3 protein-coding genes are annotated in these 7,058 nt (G+C 74.7%); 1 reads left to right on the top strand and 2 read right to left on the bottom strand.

The genetic code is table 11. The features are described from left to right. Nucleotides 1–154: 154 nt before the first annotated feature. Both ACWCYO_RS39910 and ACWCYO_RS39905 read right to left on the bottom strand, forming a co-directional pair. The gene (locus tag ACWCYO_RS39910; protein ID WP_449786966.1) at nucleotides 155–3,523 is read right to left on the bottom strand and encodes an ATP-dependent helicase; all 3,369 of its coding nucleotides are present in this window, start codon (nucleotides 3,521–3,523) and stop codon (nucleotides 155–157) included. A 196-nt stretch (nucleotides 3,524–3,719) separates the two neighbouring features. Further along, complete coding sequence (locus ACWCYO_RS39905; RefSeq protein WP_270144327.1) at nucleotides 3,720–4,097, bottom strand: MGMT family protein; 378 nt, start codon at nucleotides 4,095–4,097, stop codon at nucleotides 3,720–3,722. Between the two features lie 134 nt (nucleotides 4,098–4,231). On the opposite strand from ACWCYO_RS39905, the gene ACWCYO_RS39900 reads away from it, so the two are divergent. Continuing rightward, the gene (locus ACWCYO_RS39900) at nucleotides 4,232–6,949 is read left to right on the top strand and encodes a lysylphosphatidylglycerol synthase transmembrane domain-containing protein (protein WP_270144329.1); all 2,718 of its coding nucleotides are present in this window, start codon (nucleotides 4,232–4,234) and stop codon (nucleotides 6,947–6,949) included. Nucleotides 6,950–7,058 lie beyond the last annotated feature (109 nt).

Raw genomic sequence — 7,058 nt, 5'->3', positions numbered from 1 at the left:
CGCCGGCCCCCCCGGGGGCGGCCCCCCCCCCCCCCCCCCCCCCCCCCGGGCGCCCCGCGCCGGTGCCGAAAGGGAGGAGCAACAAGCGAGGAACGAGCGCCGGAGCGCCGACCGTCGGCACCGGGTCAGAGCGCCCCGGAGGCGAGCGGGTGAGTCACAGCAGCTGCGCCCCGTCGCGCTGGGCGGAGCAGCTGCGGCGGAAGGCGCAGCGGTCGCAGCCGCCGCCGGTCTGCGGGACGAAGCGTTCGGCGAGGACCTTGCCGGCGGCTTCGGCGAGCAGGTTCTCGATCCACGGTTCGCCCTCGGGCGGCTCCTGCCGCTGCACCTTGGGGGTGTCCGGGGCGGCCTTGGCGGCGGCCTCGCGCAGGTGGACGAGTTCGGCGCCGCCGGTGGCCGGAGGCCGTTCGGTGAAGCCGGGCAGCTCGTTGAGGGCGCCGGCCCGCACGGCGAGCTGGTAGACGGCGAGCTGCTTGTGGTCGGGCAGCGACTTGTCGGTGGGTATCTGCTTGCCGGTCTTGAAGTCGACCACGTAGGCGCGTCCGGCGTGGTCCTTCTCGACCCGGTCCATGGAGCCGCGGATGCGCACCGAGACGCCGCCGACGTCGAGGGTGACGTCGAAGCCGTGTTCGGTGGCGACGACGTCGCGGCCGCGTTCCAGGACGTGCCAGTTGAGGAAGCGTTCCAGGGCGGCGCGGGCCTCGGTCTTCTCCTGCTGGGACTTCCAGGGGGCGTCGAAGGCGAGGGCGTCCCAGACGGTGTCCAGGCGGGCCATGAGGACGGCGAGGTCGGCGGGGGTGCGGCCGGAGCCGACCTCGTCGGCGAGGGCGTGCACCACGTTGCCGAAGCCCTGGGCGGCGGTGCCGACGCCGCGGGCCCTGACCTCCTTGTCCAGGAACCACTGCAGCGAGCAGTTCTCCAACTGCTCCAGGCCGCTGCCGGACAGCCGGACGGGCGCGTCGGCGCTGCGCAGCGGTTCGGGGGCGGCGGTGGGGTCCTCCAGGCCCCACCAGCGGTCGGGGTGGGCGGCGGGCACCAGCGGCAGCCCGTCCTGGTCGGTGGCGGCGGCGAGGACGGCGAGGCGTTCGGCGGCGGCGCGGCGCAGTTCGGGCGAGCGGGCGGGATCGACGGTGACGGCGCGCAGTTCGGCGACCAGGGCGGCCACCGACAGCGGGCGGCGCGGGCGGTGGGTGACGTCCTCGACGGTGACCGGCGGGGTGCGGCGCACCGTCTTGCCGGTGCGCGGGTCGACGTCCTCGCGGTAGAGCTCGCGCAGGAAGCGGGAGGGTTCGTCGCCGTCGTCGGCGGGTGCCTTGACGGCGGTGACGATCAGCCGTTCCTTGGCGCGGGTGGCGGCGACGTAGAAGAGGCGGCGTTCCTCGCCGAGCAGGGCGGCCGGGGAGAGCGGTTCGGCGAGGCCGTCGCGGCCGATCCGGTCGGCCTCCAGCAGGGAGCCGCGGCGGCGCAGGTCGGGCCAGAGGCCGTCCTGGACGCCGGCGACGACGACCAGGCGCCACTCCAGGCCCTTGGAGCGGTGGGCGGTCATCAGCCGGACCGCTTCGGGGCGGACGGTGCGGACGGTGAGGGTGTCGGCGGCGATGTCCTGGGCTTCGAGTTCGGCGAGCAGGTCGAGGGCGCCGCGGTGGCCGGTGACCTGTTCCTCGGCGCGGGCGGCGGTCTCGAACAGGGCGCACAGCGCGTCCAGGTCGCGATCGGCGTTGCGGCCGGCGGCGCCGCCGCGCAGGGCGGCCCGCTCGAGGCGTTCGCGCCAGCGGCGGCTGCCGTCCCACAGTTCCCAGAGCGCCTCCTCGGCGGTGCAGCCGCCGGCCAGCAGTTCGCGGACCTTGCGCAGCAGGGTGCCGAGGTCGCGGGCGCGGCGGGCGGTCGCCGGGTCGAGGGCGATCAGGCGTTCGGGTTCGGCGAGGGCCTCGCGGATCAGGTCGCCGGCCGGGCGCGGGGCGGCGGCGGGGCGGCCGTCGGCGCGCAGGGCGGCGCGTTCCTCCTCGCGCAGGGCCCGGCCGAGGCGCCGCAGGTCGGAGCCGTCGAGGCCGCCGAGCGGGCCGGTCAGCAGGGCGTGGGCCAGGTCGTTGGTGAGCGGGTCGGGGCTGTCCGGGTCGCCGTGCTTGTCGCGGGCGGCCTGCTCGGCGCAGACCCGCAGGGCGAGCAGCAGCTGGGCGACGGCGGGTTCCTCGCGCAGCGGCAGGTCGTCGCCGTCGATCTCCAGCGGGACGCCGGCCGCGCCGAGCGCCCGTCGCACGCCGGGGATGGAGCGGGCGCCGGCCCGGACCAGGACGGCCATCTCACCCCAGGGCACGCCGTCCTCCAGGTGGGCGCGGCGCAGCAGGTCGGCGATCGAGTCGAGTTCGGCGCCGGGGGTGGGGTAGGTGTAGACCTCGACCCGGCCGCCTTCGCGGGAGGGCAGCAGGGCGCGGTGCTGGGCGAGTTTGTCGGCGGGCAGCCGGCCCATCGGCATCCGGCGGGCGAGTTCGCGGGAGGCGGCGAGCAGGACGGCGCCGGAGCGGCGGGAGACCCGCAGCACCTTGACCTCGGCGGGGCTGCCGTCGGCCTGCCGGAAGGCCTGGGGGAAGTCGAGGATGCCGTTGATGTCGGCGCCGCGGAAGGCGTAGATCGACTGGTCGGGGTCGCCGACGGCGACCAGGTCGCGTCCGCCGCCGGCGAGCTGGCGCAGCAGCCGGACCTGGGAGGGGTCGGTGTCCTGGTATTCGTCGACGAAGACGACCTGGTAGCGCTCGCGCAGGCGTTCGCCGACCTCGGGGCGTTCGGCGAGCAGGACGGCGCGGTGGACGAGTTCGGCGTAGTCGAGGACGCCGCGCAGGTCGAGCACGTCGAGGTAGTCGGCGAGGAAGCGCGCGGCGGCGGCCCAGTCGGGCCGCTGGACGCCCTGGGCGAAGCGCTCGAGTTCGGCTTCGCCGAGGCCGAGTTCGCGGCTGCGGGCGAGGACGGCACGGACTTCGTCGGCGAAGCCGCGGGTGGTCAGGCAGGCGCGCAGGTCGAGCGGCCACTGGATCCGGGTACCCGCGGCGGAGCCTCCCCCAGCCTCCGGCCGGGGGTGCCCCCAGATCGACTCCGTGTGCTTGGCGTCCTCGGCGCCGCCGGCCAGCAGTTCACGGACCATGACGTCCTGTTCGGGGCCGGAGAGCAGCCGCAGCGGTTCGGCGTAGTCCTGCGGGTCCTGGTGGGCGCGCAGCAGGGCGTAGCAGAAGGAGTGGAAGGTGGTGGCCTGCGGGGCCGCGGCGGAGCTGCCGAGCCGGCCGGACATCCGGTCGCGCAGTTCCATGGCGGCCTTGCGGCTGAAGGTGAGGACGAGGATCCGCTCGGGGTCGGTGCCGTCCTGGATCCGCCGGGCGACCGCCTCGACCAGGGTGGTGGTCTTGCCCGTGCCCGGGCCGGCGAGGACGAGCAGCGGGCCGCCGGTGTGCTCGACCACGGCGCGCTGGTACTCGTCCAGCACGGGCGGGTCGGGCTGGACGAGCGGGCTGCGCACGAGCCGGTAGGGGGAACTCACGCGCCCGCCTCGCTGCGCTCGGCAGGGGCGTTCGCCCACACGCGCCGTTCGATGGCTCGCTCGCTGCGCTCGCTCACGCGCCGTTCGATGATTCGCTCGCTGCGCTCGCTCACGGACTTTCCTGGGTGGTGCGGAGGGGCATGGCCGGAGCGGGCCCGCCGGGGCCCGCCCGCATCGAGCCTACGATCCTGCCCCGTCAATCCGGCCGGTGCGCGGCGTTCGGTGAAATCTCCTGCCCGTCCCAGCGGGCCCGCCGCAGGTCGACCCGGGGCGGGTCGGCGAGTTCGCGCAGCGGGGTGCCCTCCTCGCTGTAGTGGGCGAGGGCGCGGTGTTCGTGCCCGGGCAGGAAGCGGCCGTCCGCGCGGATCACCCGCCACCAGGGCACCGCGCCGCCGTAGCGGGCCATCACCCTCCCGACCTGCCGGGGCCCGCCCTGGCCGAGGTACTCGGCGACGTCGCCGTAGGTCATCACCCGGCCGGGTGGAATCCGCTCGGTCAGGTCGAGCACCAGTTCGGCGAACGGCGGTAGGGCGTCCGGGACGCCGTCGTCTGTTACGTCCGTCACCTGCGGCATTCTTCCTTACAGGGACGCGTGCGCGGCCCCGTACGAACGATCCGCCGCGCCCGATCCGGCCCCTGTCCAGCACGGGGGGTCGGGGCATGCCACCATCTTCGGGGCGGTGAGTGGTGATACGAGGACAAGACCAGATGACCGGGACGGCTGACGTGGGTGTGGACAGGGACTCCGACGAGTCCGGCTCCGCCGTGCCCCCGGCTCCCGGTGACGAGTCCGAAGGGCGGCCCGAGAGCGGGCCGCCGCCGGAAGTCTCCCTGATCAAGGACCGGACGATCAAGACCCCCACGCCCGAGAAGGCCCCCGAGTCGCAGCCACGGCCTACCGTCCCGGCGCCGCCGGGCCCGCGCGCCGAGTACCACGAACCCCTGGACGACGCCCCGCACCTGGACGTCGACGAGCCGCTGCTCGCCGCCCGCGCGCACCGCCCGTCCGACCTGATCCGCTTCCTGGCCGGGGTCCTCGGGATAGTCGCCGTCTTCGTCCTGGCCGGCATCGCCACCTCGACCACCAGCGGCATCGAGCAGGACATCGCCACCAACGCGCCGCACTTCTCCGCGGTGCTGTCCACCATCACCGGCCTGATCTCCAGCGTCGCGGTGCTCGCCGTGCCGCTGGCCTTCGCCGTCGAGCGGCTGATCAAACGCGACGGCCTGCGGGTCGCCGACGGCGTGCTCGCCTCGGTGCTCGCGTACGGGGTCTCGCTGGGCATCGACTGGTGGGTGGCCGAGGGCGCCTCCGAGCACCTGCGGGAGGCACTGACCCGGCTGCCGCTGGACAGCAACGGCACCCTCACCGACCCGGTGCACGGCTACCTCGCCCCGGTGATCGCCTACATGACCGCCGTCGGCATGTCGAGCAGACCGCGCTGGCGGGTGGCCCTGTGGGTGGTGGTGGTCTTCAGCGGGGTCACCGAGCTGCTCGGCGGCTACACCACCCCGCTGTCGCTGATGCTCACCGTGCTGATCGGCTGGTCCGTCGCCTACGGCACGCTGTACGCGATCGGCTCCCCCAACATCCGGCCCACCGGCCAGCACCTGATGATCGGCCTGCGCAAGGTCGGTTTCACCCCGGACGGCGCCCACCGCGCCCCGGACGCCCCCGGCGGCACCCGCCGCTACTACGTCACCCAGCAGGACGGCCCGCCGCTGGACGTCCACATCATCGACCGCGAGCAGCAGGCCTCCGGCTTCTTCTACCGGGCCTGGCGGCGGCTGCGGCTGCGTTCGGTCGCGGTGCGCCGCAGCCCCCAGTCGCTGCGCCAGGCGCTGGAGCAGGAGGCCCTGATCGCGTACGCGGCGGCCGCCTCGGGCGCCCGCGCGCCGCAGCTGGTGGCCACCTCCGAGCTGGGCCCGGACGCCGCGATCCTGGTGTACGAGAACGTCGAGGGCCGCACCCTCGACGAGCTCGCCGACGAGGAGGTCACCGACCTGGTGATGGCTTCGCTGTGGGGCTCGGTGGCCGCCCTGCACGAGCGCCGGATCGCCCACCGCCGGCTGACCGGCGAGTCCCTGCTGATCGTGGACGACAAGACGGCCTGCCTGGTCAACCTCTCCGGCGGCGACATCGCGGCCACCGACCTGACGCTGCGCATCGACGTCGCCCAGCTGCTGACCACCTTCGCGCTGCGGATCGGCCCCGAGCGGGCCGTCGCCACCGCCAACGCGGTGCTCGGCGCCGAGCGGGTCGCCCAGGCTCTGCCGCTGCTCCAGCCGGTCGGGATGAGCCGCTCCACCCGGATCGACCTCGCCAAGCTCACCAAGGAGCGCAAGGCCGCCGCCCGGGCCCGGGCGCTGGAGCAGGTCGCGGCCGGCGAGCGCACCCAGCAGCAGGCCGAGGAGGACATCGCGGCGGCCGGCGAGGACCTGCTCAGCCGCATCCGCGGCCAGATCCTGCAGATCGCCCCCGAGGCGCCGATGGAGCCGGCCAGGCTGGAGCGGCTGAAGCCGAAGAGCCTGATCATGGTGATCGCGCTCACCTTCGCCGCCTACCTGGCGCTGACCACCATCAAGCCGGCCCAGCTCAAGCTCTCCCAGATGAACTGGGCCTGGGCGGCGGCGGCCCTGCTGGCGGCCGCGTTCAGCTACGTCGCCGCCGCGATGAGCCTGACCGGCTTCGTCCCGGAGCGGCTGCCGTTCCGGCGCACCATCGCCGCCCAGCTGGCCGGCTCCTTCGTGAAGCTGGTCGCCCCCGCCGCGATCGGCGGCATCGCGCTCAACACCCGCTACCTGCAGAAGGCCGGCATCCGCTCCGGCCAGGCGGTCGCCTCGGTCGGCGCCTCCCAGCTGGCGGGCCTGGCCGGGCACCTGCTGCTGCTGTTCAGCTTCGGCCTGATCACCGGCAGCCAGACCAACGGCGACCTCTCCGCCTCCCGGGCGGTGATCATCGGCGTGCTGACCGCCGCGGTGCTCGCCCTGGTGGTGGCCGCGGTCGCGCCGCTGCGCCGCTTCGTGCTGGGCCGGCTGCGCTCGCTGTTCTTCGGCGTGGTGCCGCGCATGCTCGACCTGATGCAGACGCCCAGCAAGCTGGCCACCGGTTTCGGCGGCATCCTGCTGCTGACCCTCTCCTTCACCGCCTGCCTGGACTTCTCCGTGCAGGCCTTCGGCGGCAGCGTCAGCTTCTCGGCCGTCGCGGTGGTCTTCCTGACCGCCAACGCGGCCGGCTCGGCGATTCCCACCCCGGGCGGCATCGGCCCGGTCGAGGTCGCCCTGATCGGCGCGCTGACCTTCGCGGACGTCTCCCCCGCGGTCGCCGCCCCGGCGGTCTTCCTCTACCGGGCGCTGACGTTCTGGCTGCCGGTGCTGCCCGGTTGGATCGCCTACAGCGTGCTGCAGCGCAAGCACGCGCTCTGACCAGCGCTCCGACACGCCGTGAAGGGGCCCCACCGCCGAGCGCCTGGCCCGCCCGACCACCGGCGAGGGCCTCAAGGCCGACCTGCTGAAGGTCGCGAGCCACCCCAAC

This window comes from Kitasatospora sp. NPDC001683 (assembly GCF_053596495.1).
This window is presented reverse-complemented; position numbering and strand designations above follow the sequence as displayed.